Consider the following 19,428-nt stretch of genomic DNA (forward strand, 5'->3'; position numbering starts at 1 on the left):
CACGCCCCTCCGGCCCGCGGCCGCCGGCCCCTCTCCCGGCCCGGCGGCCGGCCGCCCGAAAACCGGTCGCACCCGAACGGCCGCCCGGCGCACACTGGTTGGGCGGGGGACACGGGGGATCCCCCGGTGGCGGCCGCTTCGAGCGCGCGGATCCCCGATCCGCGCGGGCCGCGACCGACGAAGGCCCGCTCCTCAGGGAGCGGGCCTTCGCTTCGGAACATCTGTCATGCGGAGCATCCGCCGTACGAAACGGCGGGGACGGCTCAGGCCGCCAGCAGTCGCTCCAGGACCAGCGCGATGCCGTCCTCCTCGTTGGAGGCGGTCACCTCGTCCGCGACCGCCCGCAGCTCCTCGTGCGCGTTGCCCATCGCGACCCCGTGCGCGGCCCAGCCGAACATCGGGATGTCGTTGGGCATGTCGCCGAAGGCGATGGTCTCCGCAGCCTTCACCCCGAGCCGGCGCGCCGCCAGCGAGAGGCCGGTGGCCTTGCTCAGGCCGAGCGGCAGGATCTCCACGATCCCCGGACCCGCCATCACCACGTCGACCAGACCGCCGACGGTGGCGCGCGCCACCGCCGTCAGCTCGTCGTCGGTCATCGACGGGTGCTGGAGGTAGAGCTTGGTCAGCGGCGCCGCCCACAGCTCGGCCGGGTCCTCGTACGGCACGTACGGCAGCGGCCCCTCCTGCGCCCGGTAGCCCGGGCCCATCAGCACCTCGCCCTCCAGTCCGTCGCGGCTGGCGGCCAGCGCCAGCGGGCCGACCTCCGCCTCGATCTTGGAGAGCGCGAGGCCGGCGAGCTGCCGGTCCAGGGTGAGCGAGGTCAGCAGCCGGTGCTCACCGGCGTGGTAGACCTGCGCGCCCTGCCCGCACACCGCGATCCCCTGGTAGCCGAGGTCGTCGAGGATGTGCCGGGTCCAGGGCACCGCCCGGCCGGTGACGACGATGTGCGCGGCGCCCGCCTCCGTGGCGGCGGCGAGGGCGGCCCGCGTACGGTCCGAGACGGACTCGTCGGCCCGCAGCAGCGTGCCGTCGAGGTCCGTCGCGACCAGGCGGTAGGGGAAGGGGCTCACTTGGCGATCGGCTCCAGGACCTCGCGCCCGCCCAGGTACGGCCGGAGGATCTCCGGGACGCGCACCGAACCGTCGGCGAGCTGGTGGTTCTCCAGGATGGCGACGATGGTGCGCGGAACGGCGCACAGCGTGCCGTTCAGCGTGGCGAGCGGCTGGACGGTCTTCTTGCCGCCCTGCTCCTCGCGCATGCGGACGGAGAGGCGGCGGGCCTGGAAGCCGTCGCAGTTGGAGGCCGAGGTCAGCTCGCGGTACTTGCCCTGGGTGGGGATCCACGCCTCGCAGTCGAACTTGCGGGAGGCCGAGGCGCCGAGGTCGCCGGTGGCGACGTCGATCACCTGGAACGGCAGCTCCAGGGAGGTGAGCCACTGCTTCTCCCAGTCCAGGAGCCGCTTGTGCTCGTTCTCCGCGTCCTCGGGCGCGACGTACGAGAACATCTCGACCTTGTCGAACTGGTGGACGCGGAAGATGCCGCGGGTGTCCTTGCCGTACGTGCCGGCCTCGCGGCGGAAGCAGGGCGAGAAGCCCGCGTACCGCAGCGGCAGCTTGTCGGCGTCGATGATCTCGTCCATGTGGTACGCGGCGAGGGGGACCTCGGAGGTGCCGACCAGGTAGTAGTCGTCCTTCTCCAGGTGGTACACGTTCTCCGCGGCCTGGCCGAGGAAGCCGGTGCCCTCCATGGCGCGCGGGCGGACCAGCGCGGGGGTGAGCATCGGGATGAAGCCGGCCTCGGTGGCCTGCGCGATCGCCGCGTTGACCAGGGCCAGCTCCAGGAGCGCGCCGACGCCGGTCAGGTAGTAGAAGCGCGAGCCGGAGACCTTGGCGCCCCGCTCGACGTCGATCGCGCCGAGTGCCTCGCCCAGCTCCAGGTGGTCCTTGGGCTCGAAGCCCTCGGCCGCGAAGTCGCGGATGGTGCCGTGCGTCTCCAGGACGACGAAGTCCTCCTCGCCGCCGACCGGCACGTCCGGGTGGACGATGTTGCCGAGCTGGAGGAGGAGCGCGCGGGCCGTCTCGTCGGCCTCGTTCTGCTCGGCCTCGGCGGCCTTGACGTCGGTCTTCAGCTGCTCCGCGCGCTGCAGGAGCTCGGCGCGCTCCTCCGGAGTGGCCTTGGGGATCAGCTTGCCGAGCGCCTTCTGCTCGGAACGGAGCTCGTCGAAGCGGACGCCGGACGACCTGCGCCGCTCATCGGCGGAGAGCAGGGCGTCGACGAGGCCGACGTCCTCTCCACGGGCGCGCTGGGAGGCGCGAACACGGTCGGGGTCCTCACGGAGCAGGCGAAGGTCAATCACCCCACCAGGCTACCGGTGCGCACTCGCGCGACCCCACCGGATATGCGGGCGCGTGCGGGTATGCCCGAATTGACGGTCTTCGGAATTCCCCTGAATCGAGTTATCCACAGGGTGTGCGGAAGTTCTGTGGATTCCCGGCCCGCCACCTCCGAATTGGGTGATCAAACCCGCCGTGCGCACCCATTTCGAGGGGAATCGCTCCCTCCGGAGGGTGAGTGTCGCAGGGCCCGCCTGACGTGCGCCGCTGGGGACGCTGTGGACGGGGAGCATCCGCGCGACGGGTGAAGAGGGTGATTTGTCGACCTTGTCGAGGGCGGGTGTCGACTTGTCCCCAGCCTGCGGACCGAGCCTGTGGATAACCGTGGGGAGAAAGCAGAAAGTATGCAGGTAGGACTATTGATGCCTACCTGTGGACGAACGAACGCACGAGGCGTCGCGCTCCGTCACTATCGCGGTCAGGCCCTGCCGTCCTGGGCCCTCGCCAGCCAGTCGGAGGCAGCCGTGAACTCTTCGTCCGAGGTCCCCCGCCGCAGCGGCCGCACGTCCGCACGGGACGCGCCCGCCCGCGGATACGAGCCGAGGAACCGCACCTGCGGGCAGATCCGCTTGAGACCCATCAGCGCCTCGCCGACCCGTCGGTCCGAGATGTGGCCCTCGGCGTCCACGGCGAAGCAGTAGTTCCCGATCCCCGCCCCCGTGGGCCGGGACTGGATCAGCATCAGGTTCACCCCCCGCACCGCGAACTCCTGGAGGAGTTCCAGAAGGGCACCCGGATGATCGTCACCCAGCCACAGCACCACCGAGGTCTTGTCCGCGCCGGTCGGCGCCGCCGGCCGGGCCGGCCGGCCCACGAGCACGAAACGCGTCTCCGCGTTCTCCGCGTCGTGGATCTCCTTGACCAGCGCCTCCAGGCCGTACGTCGCCGCCGCGAACTCGCCCGCGAAGGCCGCGTCGAACCGGCCCTCCTGCACCAGCCGGGCGCCGTCCGCGTTGGACGCCGCCGACTCCCACACCGCCTCCGGCAGGTGCTTGCGCAGCCAGTTGCGCACCTGCGGCTGGGCCACCGGATGGCCCGTCACCGTCTTGATGTCCGACAGCGCGGTCCCGGGGCGCACCAGCAGCGCGAAGGCGATCGGCAGCAGCACCTCGCGGTAGATCATCAGCGGCTCGCCCGAGGCCAGCTCGTCGAGAGTCGCCGTCACCCCGCCCTCGACCGAGTTCTCGATCGGCACCAGCGCGGCGGCCGCCTCCCCGTTCCGCACGGCGTCGAGCGCGGCCGGGACGGAGACCATGGGGACGAGCTCCCGCGTGGCCGCCTCGGGCAGGCTCCGCAGCGCGGCCTCCGTGAACGTGCCTTCGGGACCGAGGTAGGTGTACCGGGTGGCGGACATACCGTCAGCCTAGTGCGCCCCGGCGTTCGCTTCCGTCGCGTCCCGGCCCTCGGACGGGCGGCGGCCCCCGCGCCGCCGCGCCCCTCAGCCCTCCAGCAGCCGCTGGCCGACGTACTCGCCCTCGGCCGCCCCGCCCGGCACGGCGAAGAGACCGCTGGACTCGTGCCGGACGAACCGGGACAGCGCGTCGCCCCGGTCCAGCTTCCGCTGCACCGGCACGAAGCCGCGCAGCGGATCGGCCTGCCAGCAGATGAAGAGGAGCCCGGCGTCCGGCGTGCCGTCCGCGCCGATCCCGTCGTGGAAGGAGAAGGGCCGGCGCAGCATCGCCGCCCCGCCGTTCTGTTCGGGGGCGGAGATCCGGGCGTGGGCGTTGTCGGGGATGACGAGCTTGCCGTCCGCGCCCCGCTTGTTCAGGTCCAGCGGAGTGGTCTCGGAGCCGCCGGACAGCGGTGCCCCGTCCGCCTTGCGGCGGCCGATGACCCGCTCCTGCTTCTCCCGCGACAGGGCGTCCCAGTCGTCCAGGAGCATCCGGATCCGGCGCACGACCGCGTACGAGCCGCCCGCCATCCAGTCCTGGGCGCCGGTCGCCCCGGCCGGGACGAAGATCCGCCGGTCGAAGTCGGGGTCGGTGGGCTTCGGGTTGTTGGTGCCGTCGACCTGGCCCATGAGGTTCCGGGCGGTCATCGGGCGGGCGGTCGCGCCGGCGGAGCGGTTGAAGCCGTTCATCTGCCAGCGCACCCGGGCCGCGTCCCCGGCGTCCTTCTGGAGCGCGCGCAGCGCGTGGAAGGCGACCAGGGCGTCGTCCGCCCCGATCTGCACCCACAGGTCGCCCTCCGAGCGCTTGGGATCGACCGCGTCGGCGGAGAAGGCCGGCAGCGGGTCCAGCTGCACCGGCCGGCGGGCGGTCAGCCCCGTCCGGTCGAAGAAGGTGCGGCCGAAGCCGAAGGTGACCGTGAGCGAGGACGGGCCCGCGTCCAGCGCGATCCCGGTGTCCTCGGCCGGAGCCTCGCCCGCCATCAGCGTCCGCGCCGTCGCCGACCAGCGGCGGAGCAGTGCGGAGGCCTCCTTGCGGCCGGCGCCCGGCGCGAGGTCGAAGGCGACCAGATGGCCGCGCGACTGGAGCGGGGTGGTGATGCCGGGCTGGTGCCGCCCGTGGAACCCGACCTCGGTGGCCCCCACGGAGGTGAGGGCCCGGGAGTCGCCGGCGCCGGGCGCGGAGTCGTCACCGGAGACGGCCGAGGCGATCCCGGCACCGCCGGCGGCGCCGATGACGAGGCCGGCGGCGCCCGCCGCGCCGACGGTGCCGAGCAGCCGGCGCCGGGAGACGTCCAGGCGGCCGTCACCGGAGCCGGAGCCGGAGGCGGCGGCGGTGGGGGTGGCGGCGGTGGGGGTGGCGGCGTCGGCGTCGGTGGCCGAGGGGGAGGGCTTGCTCACGGGGTTGCTCACGGGCGTTCAGCCGATCTTGATGTTCTTCTCGATGGTGGTCTGGTCGATCTCGGAGGTGCGGACCGTCACCTGGACGCGCCACTCGCCGGGCAGCGGGAGCTGCACGCCGCTCGCGCTCCAGTGACCGGCCTGGATCCGGTCCGGGACGACGGGCAGCGGGCCGACGCCCTTCTCCTCCAGGGTGAGGTTCACCTTGACCTCGGGGACGTCCAGCGGCTTGCCGTCCGGACGCTCCACGAACAGGTGCAGGGCGTTGGCGCCGGTGCGGCCCGGGTCGAGGCTGAGCCGGACGACGCCCTCGCCGTTCGCGCCGCCCGTGTCGAAGGGCAGCCGGACGTCCACCGGACGGTCGGGGACCGCGGCCGAGCCGGCGGCCGTCGCGCCGGTGCGGGCGGCCTCCTCCTCGGTGCGGCCGGGCTCGGTGGCGGTGAGGACGGTGGTCACCGCGAGCAGGACGACCGCGACGGCGGCCTCGGTCAGCACCGAGCGGCGCAGCCCGGTCCGCTCGGGGTCCGCGTCCCGCGCCTTCTTGCGCCGCGCGGTGGCCATGGCGGCGCGCTGCCGCGCGAGCTGCGCGGCCCGCACGGGGTCCGGCGCCTCTTCGGGTCCCTGCTCCTCAGGCTCCTCTTCACCGGAATCCGCCGGTGCCTCGGAGTCCGCCGGCGCCCCAGAGTCCAGGGCCGTGTCCGAGCCGGAGTCCGCAGCCTCCGCCTCCGTGCCTTCCGACTCCGCGGCCTCCGCCTCCGCGCTCGCGGCCTCTGCTCCCGTGGCCCCCGCCTCCGAGGTCCGTTCCGCCAGTCGGCGGGTCCAGCGGCGGGATATCCAGGCGATGCCGACCAGCACGCCCATCAGACCGATCTTCACCAGGAGCAGCTGCCCGTACCGGGTGCCGGTGAGGGCGGACCAGGAGCCGACCTGGCGCCAGGACTGGTAGAGGCCGGTGGCCACCAGGACGGCGACCGCGGCGAAGGCCACCCGGGAGAAGCGCTCGACCGCCGCGCGTTCCACCGACGGCGCCCGGTAGAGGGCGACCAGCAGGGTGGTGAGCCCGCCGAGCCAGGCGGCGACGGCGAGCAGGTGCAGGATGTCGACGGGCATGGCGACGCCGGGCTGGATGCCGGTGGAGGCGTGCTCGGCCAGCGCCCACGTGCCGGCGATGCCCGCGGCGACGACGGTGCCGCCGAGACCCAGGCCGAAGGTGAGGTCCTTGCGTTCCTTCGCGTCGGTGCGCCGGGCGTACGCCCCGAAGAGGACGGCGACGAAGAGCGCGGCGGCTCCGAGCAGCAGCAGCCGGGAGGTGAGCGCGGCCCCGGTCTTGGTCTGGAGCACGGCCTGGAGCCCAGTGAGGTCGAAGACGTCGGCGAGCTTCCCGGAGCCGGTGTACGGGCCGCGCAGCAGCAGCATGACGAGGGTGGCGCCGGTGAGGGCGAGCCAGCCGCGGACGACGGTCTGCTGCACGGGCCGGACGCTCGCGCCGCGCGGCCAGCACAGCAGCACGAAGGCGCCGCCGCCGACGAGGACGGCGAAACCCGCGTACGACAGATAGCGCGCGATCCCGTAGAGGGCGCCGACGATCCCTCCGCCGGCGGCCTGCGCGGGCAGCGCGACCGAGGTGGCGGAGGGGGCGCCGATGGAGAAGGTGAAGGCCCCGGCGATGGGGTGGCTGTCCGCGGAGACGGTCTGCCAGGCGACGGTGTACGTGCCGTCCGGCAGACCGGCCCGCAGGGCCACGCCGTACTTGACGACGGCGCCGCTGCACAGGTCGATGATCTCGCCGGTGTCGGCGCGTCGGCCCGACGGGTCGAGGACCCGGATCGAGTCGGGGCTCATCGCGACCTGTTCCGAGAAGGTGAGGCCGACCTGCTCGGGGGCGGTGGCGACCACCGCCCCGTCCTTCGGGTCGCTCCCGGTCAGGGCCGCGTGCGCGGAGGCGGGGGCGGCGCCGGCCAGGAGCACGCCCAGGAGCGTGGCCGCGAGGACCAGCATCCGGGTGAGGGCGGTGCCGAGGCGCGGGGCGGTGGGTGTCGTCACTGTGTCACTCCGTCAACGGCTCAGTGCTGCTGCGGGTTGTGGGTGGCGGCCTCGACGGGCAGCTCGACCGTGATCGGTTCGGCCTTCTCGAAGTGCAGCTCGACGCTGACCTTCTCGCCCTGCTTCGGCTTCGACTTCAGTTCCATGAACATGAGGTGGTTGCCGCCCCGGGCCAGCTTCAGCTCGCCATGGGCGGGGATGTCGAAGGACGGCACCTGCCGCATCTTCTGGTTCTTCGTCTCGTGCAGGGTGACGTCGTCGGAGAGCGGGCTGGTGACCGACGTCAGCTTGTCGGCGGTGTCACCGGTGTTCTCGATGGTGAGGAAGCCGCCGGCCATGTCCATCACGGGCTGGGGCATGTACGCGCCGCTGACCTTCAGCTCGGGCTCGTCGCCGCCGGACGAGCACCCGGTCAGCGCGAGGGCGGCGGCGAGGGCCACGGCGGCGGACAGGGCGGTGGTGCGGCGGGTCACGGGTTCTCCCCCTTGATGATCTTCGGCAGGTCCTTGGCGTAGTCGTCGACGGTGGTGTCCTCCCCGTACAGGACGTAGCCCTGGTCGGTGGTGGGGGAGAAGGCGACGACCTGGGCGCCGTGCATGGAGACGACGGTGCCGTCGGCCTCCTTCTTCGGCGGGTCGATGCCGATGCCGATCGAGCGGGCGCCCGCCTGGATCTTCGCGAAGTCGCCGGTGAGGCCGACGAAGGACGGGTCGCCGGCCGCGGGCAGCCACTTGGCCAGCGACGCGGCGGTGTCCCGCTCCGGGTCGGTGGTGACGAAGACGACCTGGAGCTTGTCCTGGTCGGCCTTGGGGAGCTGCTTCTTGGCGATGGCGATGTTGCTCATCGTCAGCGGGCACACGTCGGGGCAGTTGGTGTAGCCGAAGTAGATGAGCGTCGGCTTGCCCTTGGTGCGCTCGCGCAGGTCGTAGCTCTCGCCCTTGGTGTCGGTGAGGACGAGGTCGGGCTTGGTGAAGGGCCGGTCGAGGACGGTGGCGGCCCTTCCCTTCTCGGTAGTGCCCTCGACCTGGACGAAGCCGGCGGAGGTGTCCTTGGTGTCGTCGCCGCCGAGGCCGACCGCGGCGGTGATGCCGAGGGCGGCGACGATCGCGACGGCGGCGACGATCAGCGGGGTGCGCCGCCCGGGGCGGCCCGTGGTGCCGTCCTCGTCGCCGCGCGACGGGGACGTCTTCTCAGTGGACATGAGGGTTCTGTCTTTCGGTGTGCTGAGGTGCTGGCGGGTGCCGTCAGGCGGAGCGGCGGCGGCCGGCGAGGAGGCCGAAGGCGACGCCGGCGACGCCGACGAGGATGCCGGCGACGCCGAGGACGCGGGCCGTGGTGTCGGTGGAGGACGCCGAGGCGGTCTCGGTGCCGGAGTGGTCGCCCGCCTTGCCGTCGTGACCGGCCTCCGCGTCAGCCGAAGCCGAATCCGAACCCGATCCCGAGGCGGAGGCGGACGCCGAGGCGGCGGGGGCGGTCGTGGCGGCCGCGCCGCCGTGGTGGTCCTCGCCGGCGGGCGAGAGCTTCAGGACGGGGGCCGGGTTCTGCGGCTCCTCGGAACCCTTCTGCTCCTCGATCCAGCGCACGACCTCCTTGTTGTCGTACGTCTGGATCGCCTTGAGGACGAGCTGGTCGGCGTCCTCGGGCAGCCGGCCGAGGGAGAGCGGGAACTGCTGGAACTGGCCGGGGCCGATCTTCGCGCCGTCGGCGGTCCAGGTGACCTTGGAGACGGCCTCGTTGATCTGCTTGCCGTGCAGCGTCAGCGGCTTGTCCAGCTTGGTCCGGGTGACCTCGGCCTTCCAGCCGGGGACCGGCTGCGGCATGACGGAGGCGAGCGGGTGGTCGACGGGGAAGTTGACCTCGACCTTGATGGTGGAGGCGTTGTCGCGCTCGTTGGGCACCTTGACGTTCACGGTGGCGTAGCCGCCCTGGGCGGCCTCGCCCTCGGGCTGCACGCTGACGTGCGCGAAGGCCGTGCCCGAGAGCAGGACGACGGAGGCGGCGGCGGTGCCGGCGGCGAGGGCGGCGCGGGACAGGTTCATGGAAGACACTCCGGCTCGGTGAGGGGTCCGCGGAGGGAGCCCCGGGAGAGGAAGGCGGTCCGGTCCGGCACACCGGCGCCACGGGCGGACCCCGGGCGGGCGGGCGCGGACGGGCGCGGTCCCGCTCCCTCGTGGAGCGGACCGCGTCAGGCTGCGAGGACGCAGGCGGCGGCCGGCGGGCCGCGGCGGATCACCGTGTGCTGGAGCGCCCCGGCCACCGGCGGCGGCGCGGAGTCGGAGGCGGTACGGGGCCGGCCGCGCGGACCGGCCGGGGACAGCGTCGCCAGACCGGCGACCAGGGCCCGTACGAGCCGGAGCGCGGCGCGCAGGGAGCGCACCGCGGCGCTCTCGGCCAGCTCGGCCGCGCCCTGCTCGGAGAGCTCGGCGAGCCGGACCAGGGCGAGGTCGCCGCGGCGCAGCAGCCAGCCGGCCACCAGGGCGGCGAGCAGGTGCCCGAGGACCATCGGCAGGCTCGGCAGCAGCGCGTCGCCCGCGGCGGCACCGGCCCCGTGCAGCCCCGCGTGGGCCTGCGCGGCGGCCGGGTCGATCCCGGCGCGCTGCAGTATCCCGGCGGCGTCGCCGGGCGTCAGGGAGGCGGCGCCCGCCCCGCAGACGAGCTTGGCCGCCATCCGTACCAGGGTGCCGTCGGCCTGGGCGTCCAGCGCGAGCTGCCGCTGGCCGAGGCCGAAGAGGAGGTGGAGGCCCAGCTGGCCGCCGGCGAGCGCGGCGACGACGAAGCCGAGGGAGCGCTCGCGCCCGGTGAGCAGCACCGTGACGCCGAAGACGCCGAGGAATCCGGCGAGCAGCGTCCACAGGGCGATGCCCGCGCAGGCGGCGAGGGCGTGTCCCAGCGCGGACAGCACGACGCAGACCGCGGTGAACACCGCGGCCCTCAGCAGCCGTGGAGCGAGCGCGGGGGCAGACATGGCGGCCCCATCATCGCACCAGGGCACCCGTCTTCATGAGGCAGGTCCGCAAGGTCGTTCTTGCGGGTGTTCGGGAGGACATACACCGGCCCGGGGCTCGTCACATCCGCCGAACGGGCGCTCTTGACCGGTTCGCGCGCTTACCGGCGCCCGTCCCCGGCAATAGCTAGGGGTATGTCGAGCCGCTGCCGGGAGGCTGGAGCATGAGCATCTGGTGGTCACTCCATCTGCGGCGCGAGGCCGCGAGCGTGCCGCTCGCCCGGCGCCTGTTCCTCGGCACCATGGAGACGGCCGGGGTGGATCCCGACGTGTCCTACGAGCTGTCGGTGGCCCTGACGGAGGCGTGTGCCAACGCCGTCGAGCACGGCGGCGGCGCCGCGGGCCGGGGCTCGGAGGCGTACCGGGTGACGGCCTTCCTGGACGGCGAGACCTGCCGTATCGAGGTCGCCGACGCCGGGCCGGGCTTCACCGGGGCGGCGCCGGCCCGGGCGGCCTGCCAGGACGCCGAGAGCGGGCGCGGGCTCCGCCTGATCGAGGAGCTCGCCGACCACGTGCAGTTCGGCCGCTCGGGCCGGGGCGGCGCCGTGGTCAGCTTCGACAAGCTGCTGAAGTGGAAGGACAGCCCGTCCCTCCTCATGGCCTGACGGCCTGATGGCGTGAACCGGGTGCGGGGCCCCTCGGAAGGGGCCCCGCACACGCGACGCGCGGTCAGCCCTTCAGGGCCGCCATCCACGCCTCGACCTCGTCCGAGCGGCGCGGCAGCTGGTCCGACAGGTTCCGGTTGCCGTCCTCGGTGACGAGGATGTCGTCCTCGATCCGGACGCCGATGCCGCGGTACTCCTCCGGCACGGTCAGGTCGTCGGCCTGGAAGTAGAGCCCGGGCTCGACGGTCAGGCACATGCCCGGCTCCAGGGTGCCCTCGACGTACGCCTCGGTGCGCGCGGCGGCGCAGTCGTGGACGTCCATGCCGAGCATGTGGCCGGTGCCGTGCAGGGTCCAGCGGCGCTGGAGGCCCAGCTCCAGGACGCGCTCGACCGGGCCCTCGACGAGGCCCCACTCGACGAGCTTCTCGGCGAGCACGCGCTGGGCGGCGTCGTGGAAGTCGCGGTAGGCGGCGCCGGGCTTCACCGCGGCGATGCCCGCCTCCTGCGCCTCGTACACGGCGTCGTAGATCTTGCGCTGGATGTCCGTGTACCGGCCGCTGATCGGCAGGGTGCGGGTGACGTCGGCGGTGTACAGCTCGGTGGTCTCGACGCCGGCGTCGAGGAGGAGCAGGTCGCCGGAGCGGACGGCGCCGTCGTTGCGGACCCAGTGGAGGGTGCAGGCGTGCGGGCCGGCGGCGGCGATGGTGCCGTAGCCGACGTCGTTGCCCTCGACGCGGGCGCGCAGGAAGAAGGTGCCCTCGATGTACCGCTCGCTGGTCGCCTCGGCCTTGTCGAGGACCTTCACGACGTCCTCGAAGCCGCGGGCGGTGGCGGCGCACGCCTTCTCCAGCTCGGCGATCTCGAAGGCGTCCTTGACGAGCCGGGCCTCGGAGAGGAAGACCCGCAGCTCCTCGTCGCGCTCGGCGGTCACCTTGTCGGTGAGGGCGGCCTCGATGCCGGCGTCGTGGCCGCGCACGGCGCGGACCGGGCCGGTGGCCTCCTTGAGCGCGGCGGGCAGCTCGCGCACGTCCTTCGCCGGGATGCCGAGCAGCTGCTCCGCCTCGGCGAGGGAGTGGCGGCGGCCGACCCACAGCTCGCCCATGCCGTCGAGCCAGAACTCGCCGTTCTCGCGGTTCGAGCGCGGCAGCAGGTAGATCGTGGCGTCGTGGCCGGTCGCGGTCGGCTCCAGGACCAGGACGCCGTCGTGGGTCTGGTCGCCGGTGAGGTACGCGTACTCGGTGGCGGCGCGGAAGCTGTACTCGGTGTCGTTCGACCGGGTCTTCAGGTTGCCGGCCGGGATCACCAGGCGCTCGCCCGGGAAGCGGGCGGAGAGCGCCGCCCGGCGCGCGGCGGTCTCGGCCGCCTGCGGGATCGGCTCCAGCCCGGTCAGCTCCGTGTCGGCCCAGCCGGACTTCATGTTCTCGGCGAGCTCGTCGGAGACGCCCGGGTACAGGCCGTTCTTCCGCTGCTTGATCGGCTCTTCGGCCTCGTCCGGGGTCTCCGGAGTGAGCTCATCGGCCACGGGTCTGCCTCCTCTTGGTACGACACTGAACCCCCTCCATCGTACGGTCGTACGGAAGGGGGCCCAGGGCCGGAAGGCCTGTTACCGCCGGGTCACCGGGCGGTCACCGCGCGCACCGGCGTGCTCAGTCGAAGCGGGCCGCGAGCAGCACCACGTCCTCGCCCTCGACCGCGGGGTCGAGCCCGTCCGGGAGGAGGGTCCGCAGTACGTGGTCGGCGAGGGCGCCGGGATCGTCCCGGTCCGCGCGGGGCACGCTCGCGGCGGCGGCGTGGAGCCGGGCGAAGGCCCGGTCGATGGGGTCGCCGGTACGCCGCAGCAGCCCGTCCGTGTACAGCAGCACCGTTTCTCCAGGCGCGGGGGACAGCTCCACGCTGGGCGCCTCCCAGCAGGAGAGCATCCCGAGCGGCGCGGAGAGCGAGGTCTCGACGTACTCGGTGCGGCGCTCGCCGACGAGCAGCGGCGGCGCGTGGCCGGCGCCGGCGAGGACGATCCGGCGGCGGGCCGGTTCCGCGTAGGCGAAGAGGGCGGTGGCCGAGCGGGCCGGCTCGGTGAGCCGGAGCAGCAGCTCCAGGTCGGAGAGGACGGCGACCGGGTCCTCGCCCTCCATGACGGCGTACGCCCGCAGCGAGGCGCGCAGCCGTCCCATCGCGGCCAACGCGCTCGGCCCGGTGCCGGAGACGGAGCCGACGGCGAGCCCGAGGGCGCCCTCGGGCAGCGGCAGGGCGTCGTACCAGTCGCCGCCGCCGCGCGGTCCGGTGCGGTGACGGGCGGCGAGCCTGACCCCGGGGACGCGCGGGAGCCGGCTCGGGAGCAGCTCCTCGGCGACGGTGGAGACCTGGACGCGGGCGCGCTCGACCTGGAGGAGGCGGGCGAGGTGCTCGGTGGCGAAGCGGCCGTAGAGGCCGGCGAGGTGGCGCTGGCGGTCGGTGGGGGCGGCGGGTTCGTCGTAGAGCCAGACGCCGGCGCCGATCCGGCCGGCCTCCTCGGTGGCGAGGGGGAGGGCGTAGCTGGCGGCGTAGCCGAGGCGGGCGGCGACCTCGCGGTGGCGGGGGTCGAGGCCCTCCTCGGTGCGCACGTCGCGGATGGCGATCGGTTCGGGGACGCGGTGCGGGTCGGACGGGTCGGGGAGCCCGTCGAGGAGGCGGCCGTAGCTGGTGGCGCCGCGGGGCACGGTCTCGATGGTGCCGAGCTCGGCGTGGGCGAGGCCGAGGCCGACGGTGGCGGTGGGGCCGAGGCCGTCGGCGGGTTCGAGGACGGCCATGCCGCGGCGGGCGCCGACGAGGGCGGCTCCGGCGCCGAGGAGTTCGTGCAGGGCCTCGTCGAGGGTGGCGGTCCTGATGAGCCGCTCGGTGAGTTCGTGGAGGGTGGTGAGGTCGGAGACCCAGCCGGCCAGGCGGTCCGTGATCAGCGCGCCGGGCGCGGGGGCCGCGTCGGCCGGTGCCGCGGCGGCGGGGACGCCCGCGAGGGGCGCCTTAGTGTGCGGTGGGGCGGGAACCGTGGAATCGATTCCGGCCACTTTCGGAAGGTGCTTCGGCAGGTGTGGGGAGCTCATCTCGGTCGGCTTTCCGACCGGTGCGTTTGACGCCATGGCATCGCAAACCCCCATGTCATATTGCGCCGCTCGATGTCTCCACATGTACACGCACCCGAGGAGCGATGTCCAGCATTGTCCCCATGGGACTTGTGGTGTCCGGGCGGCCCCGGGGAAGGTCGCGCACAGGGGTTGAAGTGCGCTGAAAGTTGGCTGAAAATTGCCCCCGGTGTGCACCATTTGCGGTCGACTGGCGTCGTTTCACAGCGCGTCATTCTGAGCGTTCGGGGTACGTACTCGGTGACAGGCAGGGGCAGTTGACAGCGCCCCGGTACCGAGAAGCGGAACCCCGGCGTCCTAGGTGCCGCAGGCCGCAGCCCCTCCCCGCGTGGCGGGGATCGTGTTCTCCACCGGCTTCGACCTGACCGCGACCCGGCCCCGTTCCGGCCGGCCCCGCCCCGGGCGGGCGACGCACCGCCGACGCTGTACGCGCTGATACGCACGGTGAAGTGATCTGCACGTGAGTGATGTGGATTCGGCGTTCAACGGAAAGGAACGAGCGCTCATGCGCGAGATCCTCGGAAGGCGACGCAGGCTCCGGCTCCGGCGCAAGGCGAGGGCCGCCCGGCAGGACGCGGCGGTCACCTTCGCCGTCGAGTGGGACTGGCCCGTCCTGCCGGGCGCGGGACTCCGGGAGCCCGTGCCCGCGACGAAGACCGCCGGCGGCGGCGCGGGTGCGCTGTGTGCCTGCCCGGACCCGGGCTGTGTGGTCCCCGGCGCCCACCCCTACGACCCCGGGCTGCTGGCCGCCACCACCGACGAGCGGATGATCCGCTGGTGGTGGACCCGGCGCCCGGACGCCCCGATCGTCCTGGCCACCGGCGGCCGGGCGCCCTGCGCGGTCAGCCTCCCGGCGCTCGCCGGCGCGCGGGCCCTGCGGGCCCTCGACGCGATGGACATCAGGCTCGGCCCCGTGGTGGCGACGCCCACCCGCTGGTCGATCCTGGTCGCCCCGTACGGCCTCGAACGCCTCGGCGAGCTGCTGCACGCGAAGGACGGCGTGCCCAGTTCGCTGCGCTTCCACGGTGAGGGCGGCTATCTGCTGCTGCCGCCGTCCACCGCGGGCACCGGCCAGGTCCGCTGGGAGCGGGAGCCGCTCGCCGGCTCGGCGCGGCCCTGGCTGCCGGACGTGGAGGCGGTGGTCGACGCGCTCGTCGAGGCGAGCACCGCCACACCGGGCGGCGGGAGCCGGCTCGCGTACTGAGCCCGCGTGCGGGTGGCGGCGGCGCGTGCGGCGGTCGTCGTGCGGATGCCGGGTGGCGCGTACGGCGGTGGGGTCCGAGGGCCTGTCCGCCGTTCACCCGAACGGGTGTGTCCTGGGCCGACGCGTACGGGAATCGGGCGCACGGCCCGCCGGGCGCCCGTCCGGCGCCGGTAGGTTCGCCCCACCGCCCGTGATCGTCGCCGGTCCGGGACCGTTCCCCGAACAGAGCAGGTGGGTCGCATGAGTCGGCTGAGCCCGGCGCACCTCCGCATGGCCGGCCTCGGCGCCGCCGTCGCGCTCGCCGTCCTGATCCCCCTCGCCGCGAAGGCGGGCGGCCCGGACGACGCCGCACCGCCGGCGGCCGGGGCGGACGCCAAGGCGGGCGGCGGCTCCTCCGCTACGGATACGGAGACGGGCGCGGGGGACGGCGCCGGGGATCTGCTCGGCGGCCTGGGGCTCGGCCGGGAGGCGGCCCGTACGACAGAGAGCGCGCCGCCCGCCCCGGCGGCGGCCGGCCCCTCCACGCAGGCTCCGGCTTCGGCACCGGCTCCTGCTTCGGCTTCGGCACCGGAGCGCCGGGCCGCCGCCCCCGCCGGGGCCCCCGAGCGGGTCAGCCGCTGCGGGCCCGAACTCGCCTCGCCCGAAGGCGTCGAGGCGCAGACCTGCGTGCTGTCCGAGGGGCCGGACGTCTGGGCGCGGACGTACTACCGCAACGCCACCGGCCGGGAGATCGACGCGATTGTGACCCTGATGGCGCCCGGCGGGCGGACCGTCCAGGTGCGCTGCGCGGTGCCCGCGCGGGACGAGCCGGACACCTGCGAGACGCCCCGGGAGCCGGGGACGGGAGCGGCGGGCGCGCACACGGCGGTGGCGGAGTTCGCGGCGGGCGACGGGGGCGGCGAGGCGCCGCTGCTGCTGCGCTCGGGCAGCAACACGGCCGACGGCCAAGCGAGTTGAGGAAGCGCCCCGGCGCGACGGCGGGGGCGGGGCATGGAAACGCCCGGTCGCTGGCGACGGGGGATGCACCAGCGACCGGGCTTCCAGAACGGTAACAAGAGATCTGCGGTTCGCAAATTCGATCTCGGTTATTCGGACAGGGAATTACCGCTCCGTAGGTTCCGCTGTGGCGGAAGTCACCGACTGGTCGGTCTGTCAGTCACCGATACCACCTGGGGTATCAGCTGAGAGTGACCTGACGGTTCGTGAGGCCGCCGCGCGCCCGGCGCTCCTCGGCGGTCAGCGGTGCGTCCACGGCGAGCGCCTCGGCCAGCCGCTCGGCGAACTCGGCGGCCGGCTTCTCGCACTGCTCGGCCGTCATCGCCGACGGCAGGTCCCACACCGGCACCATCAGGCCGTGGGCACGGAAGGAGCCGACGAGCCGGGTGTCGGCGCCGAGCGAGGTGGAGCCGGCGGCCTGGAGGCGGGCGAGCGCGTCGAGGAGCTTCTCCTCCGGGTGCGGCATGACCCAGCGCAGGTGGTTCTTCTCCGGGGTCTCGCACCAGTACGCCGCGTCGACCGACGCCAGCTTCACGGTGGGGATCGCGGCGGCGTTGGCCCGCTCCAGGGAGGCGGCGACCTCCGGGTCGGCGCCGTCGGCCGACTGCGGGATCCAGAACTCGAAGCCGGTGTGGACCTCGGGCACGAACGGCGCGTCCGTGTCGAGCAGGTCCTGGAGGCGCGGGCCCTCGGGCTCGACGCGGCGCGGCGGCACCGGGTTGCCGGGCTCGGTCGCCAGCGCGCGCTGCAGGGTGTCGGCGAGGTCGCGGGACAGGTCGCCGGAGGTGCCGTCGTTCTGCAGGGCGAGCAGCACGGAGCCGTCGTCGCGGCGGAGCGCGGGCCAGGCCATCGGCAGGACCGTCGCGAGCGTCACCGACGGCACGCCCTCGGGCAGCCCGCCCTTGAGGGTGAGCGGCACGGTCGCGGCCGGCACCAGCTCGCGCAGCGCGACCAGGTCGCACTCGCCGGGCAGGCCCTCGAAGGGGCGCTGGACGTGCTCGGTCGCGGCGTGCGCGGCGGCCCGGCCGTGGCACGCCTTGTAGCGGCGGCCCGAACCGCACGGGCACGGCTCGCGCGCGCCGACGACCGGGATCTCCCCGTTCGTGACCTGTGCCTGGCCGCTCTTGCCGGCCTTCGTCTGGGGGCGCTTCTTGGCCATGGTGTGGCTTTCTCCCGATCGCGGTGCTGTGTCGGCCGCGAGCCTAGCCGCCCGCACGCCCGCCACCGCCCAGCCGAGCCCCCGGCCCGCCCCCGCGGATCCGGTACGCGCCCCGCCACCGAAGAAGACCGCCGACGCGGACGGCCGTGACCGCCGACGCCGTAGGCCGGGGCTGTCATCGGGCCCGGTCGCAGCCGCCGACGGTCAGGCGGTCGACGTCCTCGGCCGGGGCCGCCGTCGTCCTCGGCCGGGGACGACGGTCCAGGCCGTCGGCGCCGTCAGTCCAGGTCGTCGTACGCGTCGAGGAGGTCGAGGCCGGAGCCGCCGGCGCCGACCCGCGCCGCGAAGTCCTCGCGGCGGTGGCCCTCCGTGACGACCACCCAGACCGTGACCTCGCCCGTGGCGCTGTCGCGGACGCCCCAGTCCTGCGCGAGGGCGCCGATGATGTTGAGCCCGCGTCCGCCGCGTGCCGTGACCGACGGCGTCGACGGGACGGGCCGCGTGGGACCGCCTCCGTCCGTCACCTCGACGGTCAGTCCGCCCGACGGGTCCAGCCGCCAGGACGCCAGCACGTCGCCCTCTCCCCGGTCGCCCCGGCCCAGCGGCCTGCCGTGCCGGCAGGCGTTGCTGAGCAGTTCGGACAGGATCAGGACCGCGTCGTCGACGACCGATTCCGACACCCCGCCGCGGTACAGCTCGTCCCGCATCCGGTGCCGTGCTTCCCCCACGCCCGCAGGGCCATGGGGTACGGCCATGCTCGACGACGTGGGCACCTTCTGTGCCACCACCAACGCCACCCCCGAGACCTCCTTCGCCCCACGCCACCGTGTGGATGCCCCGGCGACCACGACCGGAAACCGCCTGTTCGGGGTGGGGTGGAGCACAAGTGACGATCGAGTACGCGCGGAACGCGCCGGGGCACACCCCGGAAGCGCCGTGTTCAGGCGCGTCCGAGGTGCGCGAGGACCTGCTTGGGGCGGTTGGTGATGATCGCGTCGACCCCGAGCCGCAGGCAGAGCTCGACGTCCTCCGGGTCGTCCACCGTCCAGACGTGGACCTGGTGGCCGGCCTTCTGGAGGCGCAGGATGACCGCCGGGTGGTGGCGGACGATCCGGATGGAAGGACCCGCCACGCGCGCGCCCGCGGGGAGCCGCCCGTCGCGCAGGCGCGGGGTGACGAACTGCGTCAGGGAGACGGTCGGGAGCGTCGGCGCGGCGGTGGCGATCCGGTGCAGGGACCGGGCCGAGAAGCTCATGACCCGTACCGGGGACTCCTCCGGCGCCACGGGCGCGTGCAGGCCGAAACGCTTCAGGAGCGCGAGGAGGCGGTCCTCGACCTGGCCCGCCCACCGGGTGGGGTGCTTGGTCTCGATGGCGAGCTCGACCCGCCGCCCGGCGTCGGAGACCAGCTCCAGGAGCCGTTCCAGCGTGAGCACCGAGGTGTACTGCGGGTCGCTCCAGTCGGGGCTCTCGGCCGGGCCGTCGGCCTCCTGGTCCTCCTTGAACGCCTTCCACGCGCCGAAGTCCAGTGCGGCGAGGTCGGCGAGTTCCAGCGTCGAGACGGCGCCGCGGCCGTTGGAGGTACGGTCGACCCGGCGGTCGTGGACGCAGACCAGGTGCCCGTCGGCCGTGAGCCGTACGTCGCACTCCAGGGCGTCGGCGCCGTCCTCGATGGCCTTCACATAGGCGGCCAGGGTGTGTTCCGGCGCGTCCTCCGAGGCCCCTCGGTGGGCGACGACCTGGACGGAACCGGGGTGCGGGTGCTGCCGTGCGTGGGTCACCGCGTCATGGTGCCATTGGCGGGGCGGCCAGGCACACGAAACCTGTCCGTTCTGTCCGGATATAAAGAATGGGGTGCGATCGCACAGCTCCGGCTTACCCTGGCCTGACGCCCCGTGGGAAAAGCTGGGTCCAGCACCCTGGAGCGACTGTCACCGACCCCGCGCCGTGAACGAGGAGAGCGAGCTGTGAGCACCGAGAACGAGGGCACCGAGGTTCCGGCGGACCCGACTGCCCCGTCCGCCCCCGCCACGCCGCCCGCCCACGCCGCGCCCACGCCGCCGCCCGCGCCGGCCGCACCGCCCGCCGCGCCCGCGGCGGAGACCCCGGCCGCGCCCCAGACCC

17 protein-coding genes are annotated in these 19,428 nt (G+C 74.1%); 3 read left to right on the top strand and 14 right to left on the bottom strand.

Annotated elements, in window-relative coordinates; genetic code table 11:
• Positions 1-263: 263 nt before the first annotated feature.
• The 9 genes from ACFVQZ_RS30010 to ACFVQZ_RS30050 form a co-directional block, all read right to left on the bottom strand.
• A complete protein-coding gene (locus ACFVQZ_RS30010; RefSeq protein ID WP_030493831.1) occupies positions 264-1,070 on the bottom strand; it encodes an HAD family hydrolase in 807 nt (268 codons plus the stop codon).
• On the bottom strand, positions 1,067-2,356 hold the full coding sequence (gene serS, locus ACFVQZ_RS30015) for a serine--tRNA ligase (RefSeq protein WP_030493832.1): 1,290 nt from the start codon (positions 2,354-2,356) through the stop codon (positions 1,067-1,069). The genes ACFVQZ_RS30010 and serS overlap by 4 nt, the downstream gene beginning before the upstream one ends.
• Before the next feature lie 455 nt (positions 2,357-2,811).
• Positions 2,812-3,747: a prephenate dehydratase gene (gene pheA, locus ACFVQZ_RS30020; protein ID WP_030493833.1), complete on the bottom strand. Its 936-nt coding sequence runs from the start codon at positions 3,745-3,747 to the stop codon at positions 2,812-2,814.
• An 84-nt stretch (positions 3,748-3,831) separates the two neighbouring features.
• Entirely contained in the window at positions 3,832-5,079 is a 1,248-nt protein-coding gene (efeB, locus tag ACFVQZ_RS30025; protein WP_383627843.1) for an iron uptake transporter deferrochelatase/peroxidase subunit, read from the bottom strand.
• Positions 5,080-5,199: 120 nt separating this feature from the next.
• The gene (locus ACFVQZ_RS30030) at positions 5,200-7,179 is read right to left on the bottom strand and encodes a copper resistance protein CopC (RefSeq protein WP_383627845.1); all 1,980 of its coding nucleotides are present in this window, start codon (positions 7,177-7,179) and stop codon (positions 5,200-5,202) included.
• Between the two features lie 65 nt (positions 7,180-7,244).
• Positions 7,245-7,697 (bottom strand): copper chaperone PCu(A)C, encoded by a 453-nt coding sequence (locus tag ACFVQZ_RS30035; RefSeq protein ID WP_383627823.1) that lies wholly within the window; start codon positions 7,695-7,697, stop codon positions 7,245-7,247.
• Complete coding sequence (locus ACFVQZ_RS30040) at positions 7,694-8,425, bottom strand: SCO family protein (protein ID WP_383627825.1); 732 nt, start codon at positions 8,423-8,425, stop codon at positions 7,694-7,696. Before ACFVQZ_RS30040 ends, ACFVQZ_RS30035 begins: the two co-directional genes overlap by 4 nt.
• A gap of 43 nt (positions 8,426-8,468) precedes the next feature.
• Positions 8,469-9,263, bottom strand: coding sequence for a YcnI family protein (locus tag ACFVQZ_RS30045; protein WP_383627827.1), 795 nt, complete (start codon positions 9,261-9,263; stop codon positions 8,469-8,471).
• 146 nt (positions 9,264-9,409) lie between these two features.
• Complete coding sequence (locus ACFVQZ_RS30050; RefSeq protein WP_030493839.1) at positions 9,410-10,189, bottom strand: hypothetical protein; 780 nt, start codon at positions 10,187-10,189, stop codon at positions 9,410-9,412.
• 203 nt (positions 10,190-10,392) lie between these two features.
• Here ACFVQZ_RS30050 and ACFVQZ_RS30055 point away from each other — a divergent pair, with 203 nt between their 5' ends.
• On the top strand, positions 10,393-10,833 hold the full coding sequence (locus tag ACFVQZ_RS30055) for an ATP-binding protein (protein ID WP_030493840.1): 441 nt from the start codon (positions 10,393-10,395) through the stop codon (positions 10,831-10,833).
• Between the two features lie 64 nt (positions 10,834-10,897).
• On the opposite strand, the gene ACFVQZ_RS30060 is transcribed toward ACFVQZ_RS30055, so the two are convergent.
• On the bottom strand, positions 10,898-12,355 hold the full coding sequence (locus tag ACFVQZ_RS30060) for an aminopeptidase P family protein (RefSeq protein ID WP_030493841.1): 1,458 nt from the start codon (positions 12,353-12,355) through the stop codon (positions 10,898-10,900).
• 124 nt (positions 12,356-12,479) lie between these two features.
• Positions 12,480-13,961 carry a PP2C family protein-serine/threonine phosphatase gene (locus tag ACFVQZ_RS30065; protein ID WP_081958969.1) on the bottom strand — a complete coding sequence of 494 codons (1,482 nt, stop codon included), beginning with the start codon at positions 13,959-13,961 and terminating at the stop codon, positions 12,480-12,482.
• A 490-nt stretch (positions 13,962-14,451) separates the two neighbouring features.
• Between ACFVQZ_RS30065 and ACFVQZ_RS30070 the strand changes: the two genes are divergently transcribed.
• Entirely contained in the window at positions 14,452-15,150 is a 699-nt protein-coding gene (locus ACFVQZ_RS30070; RefSeq protein ID WP_030493843.1) for a bifunctional DNA primase/polymerase, read from the top strand.
• 240 nt (positions 15,151-15,390) lie between these two features.
• Positions 15,391-16,107 (top strand): hypothetical protein, encoded by a 717-nt coding sequence (locus ACFVQZ_RS30075; protein WP_383627831.1) that lies wholly within the window; start codon positions 15,391-15,393, stop codon positions 16,105-16,107.
• Positions 16,108-16,327: 220 nt separating this feature from the next.
• On the opposite strand, the gene ACFVQZ_RS30080 is transcribed toward ACFVQZ_RS30075, so the two are convergent.
• From ACFVQZ_RS30080 to ACFVQZ_RS30090, 3 genes are all read right to left on the bottom strand, one after another.
• Positions 16,328-17,305, bottom strand: coding sequence for a DUF5926 family protein (locus ACFVQZ_RS30080; protein ID WP_030493845.1), 978 nt, complete (start codon positions 17,303-17,305; stop codon positions 16,328-16,330).
• A gap of 278 nt (positions 17,306-17,583) precedes the next feature.
• Positions 17,584-18,102 (bottom strand): ATP-binding protein, encoded by a 519-nt coding sequence (locus ACFVQZ_RS30085; protein ID WP_383627833.1) that lies wholly within the window; start codon positions 18,100-18,102, stop codon positions 17,584-17,586.
• A 143-nt stretch (positions 18,103-18,245) separates the two neighbouring features.
• Positions 18,246-19,085, bottom strand: a complete 840-nt coding sequence (locus tag ACFVQZ_RS30090; protein ID WP_030493847.1) for a glycerophosphodiester phosphodiesterase — start codon at positions 19,083-19,085, stop codon at positions 18,246-18,248.
• Between the last annotated feature and the right edge of the window lie 343 nt (positions 19,086-19,428).

It is taken from the genome of Streptomyces sp. NPDC057854 (assembly GCF_042797055.1).
GTDB lineage: Bacteria > Actinomycetota > Actinomycetes > Streptomycetales > Streptomycetaceae > Streptomyces.

Excerpts from the sequence above, each read along its gene's own strand:
- ACFVQZ_RS30055 (WP_030493840.1), top strand. The coding sequence starts at position 10,393 with ATGAGCATCTGGTGGTCACTCCATCTGCGGCGCGAGGCCGCGAGCGTG.
- ACFVQZ_RS30030 (WP_383627845.1), bottom strand. The coding sequence starts at position 7,179 with ATGCTGGTCCTCGCGGCCACGCTCCTGGGCGTGCTCCTGGCCGGCGCC.
- ACFVQZ_RS30045 (WP_383627827.1), bottom strand. The coding sequence starts at position 9,263 with ATGAACCTGTCCCGCGCCGCCCTCGCCGCCGGCACCGCCGCCGCCTCC.
- ACFVQZ_RS30075 (WP_383627831.1), top strand. The coding sequence starts at position 15,391 with ATGAGTCGGCTGAGCCCGGCGCACCTCCGCATGGCCGGCCTCGGCGCC.
- ACFVQZ_RS30050 (WP_030493839.1), bottom strand. The coding sequence starts at position 10,189 with ATGTCTGCCCCCGCGCTCGCTCCACGGCTGCTGAGGGCCGCGGTGTTC.
- pheA (WP_030493833.1), bottom strand. The coding sequence starts at position 3,747 with ATGTCCGCCACCCGGTACACCTACCTCGGTCCCGAAGGCACGTTCACG.
- ACFVQZ_RS30080 (WP_030493845.1), bottom strand. The coding sequence starts at position 17,305 with ATGGCCAAGAAGCGCCCCCAGACGAAGGCCGGCAAGAGCGGCCAGGCA.
- ACFVQZ_RS30070 (WP_030493843.1), top strand. The coding sequence starts at position 14,452 with ATGCGCGAGATCCTCGGAAGGCGACGCAGGCTCCGGCTCCGGCGCAAG.
- ACFVQZ_RS30040 (WP_383627825.1), bottom strand. The coding sequence starts at position 8,425 with ATGTCCACTGAGAAGACGTCCCCGTCGCGCGGCGACGAGGACGGCACC.
- ACFVQZ_RS30065 (WP_081958969.1), bottom strand. The coding sequence starts at position 13,961 with ATGGGGGTTTGCGATGCCATGGCGTCAAACGCACCGGTCGGAAAGCCG.